The organism is Frankia sp. CeRuru1 (genome assembly GCF_977966315.1).
Genome location: NZ_CDWWEW010000442.1, coordinates 1 through 1132, shown reverse-complemented (window position 1 = coordinate 1132; position 1132 = coordinate 1). Strand labels below are relative to the sequence as shown.

General features: G+C 67.5%; 2 protein-coding genes. Both read right to left on the bottom strand.

What is annotated here, in order from left to right; translation table 11 throughout:
* Nucleotides 1-677 (bottom strand): hypothetical protein (locus AC08OP_RS22225; protein ID WP_476615952.1); only part of this gene is annotated, 677 nt, incomplete at its 3' end.
* A gap of 82 nt (nucleotides 678-759) precedes the next feature.
* Nucleotides 760-903: a hypothetical protein gene (locus AC08OP_RS22220; RefSeq protein WP_476615951.1), complete on the bottom strand. Its 144-nt coding sequence runs from the start codon at nucleotides 901-903 to the stop codon at nucleotides 760-762.
* Nucleotides 904-1132 lie beyond the last annotated feature (229 nt).

Below are 1132 nucleotides of genomic sequence, written 5' to 3'. Positions count from 1 at the left end.
TTCAGGTCTCCATCACCGACCTGACAGGGCAGCCCTACAAACCCACGAACCCCGCCCAGGCTCGCTCTCTCGCCGCTATCCCCGCTGTCCGGGCCGCCATCCTCAACACCGCGTTCGATGAGCAGCCGGACTGCCCGGCACGGTCTATGGCCGCGCTGCGTCTCGCCGCTGACGACGTTGAGGCAGCGCGGGAAGCAGCCGCGCACGCGAGCTACGCATCGGTCCTGCCAGACCTGATCCAGGAACTGCATGTGCATGCGATCGGCTCGGGTAGTGACGCTCGCACCGCGCTTGCCGCCTTGGTCGGCGCCTACCGGTCGGCTTTCGTGCTCAGCAAGGATCTCGGTTACGTCGATCTCGCGTGGATCGCGGCTGATCGTGCGATGCAGGCCGCCGCGCGTCTCGACGATCCAGCGTGGTCGGCGTTCGGGGGCTTCTACCATGCCAACGCGCTCATGAGCGCTGGCGCCCGCAGCCGCGCGCGTCAGATCGCTGAGCGGGCCGCTGATGCTGCCTCCGGCCAACTCGGCAGGGCACAGGTCATGCCGGTCTACGGCATCCTCCACTTGGCATCGGCACTCGCCGCAGTGCCGGCCGACGCCACGGGCGCCGTCGACGCCCACATCGGGGAAGCCGCCGAGATCGCCGCTCGAACAGGCGAGACGAACGTCTTCCACCCGCACTTCGGCCCGGCCAACGTGGCGGTTTGGCGCCTCAGTATCGCAGTCGAGCGGGGCGACGGCGGGAAGGCACCCGAGATCATGCGTGGTGTGGATACGTCGCCGCGCACAGTTCCTCACCGATTTCGGCCGAGGACTTGCCCAGTCGCGCGGCAAGGACAAACAAGCCCTCGCGGTACTCCGCGAAGCGGAACGGCTCGCGCCAGAGCTGGTCCGGACTCACCCGCTCGTGCGGGAGACTGTTGCCGTCATGCTCCAGCGTGCCAGAGCGAACGTCGGAGGACGTGATCTACGCGGACTGGCCTACCGAATGGGTATCGCTTGACATAGCCACGGGCCGGCGGGATGGAGGGGAGCGGTGGACCGTTGGCCACGTGGGAGCACGGGTTGTCGGATTTGTGTCCTGTTTTCGTGTGTTCGGGGTTTGTGGTCCGGCTGGGCCGGGTCTGATG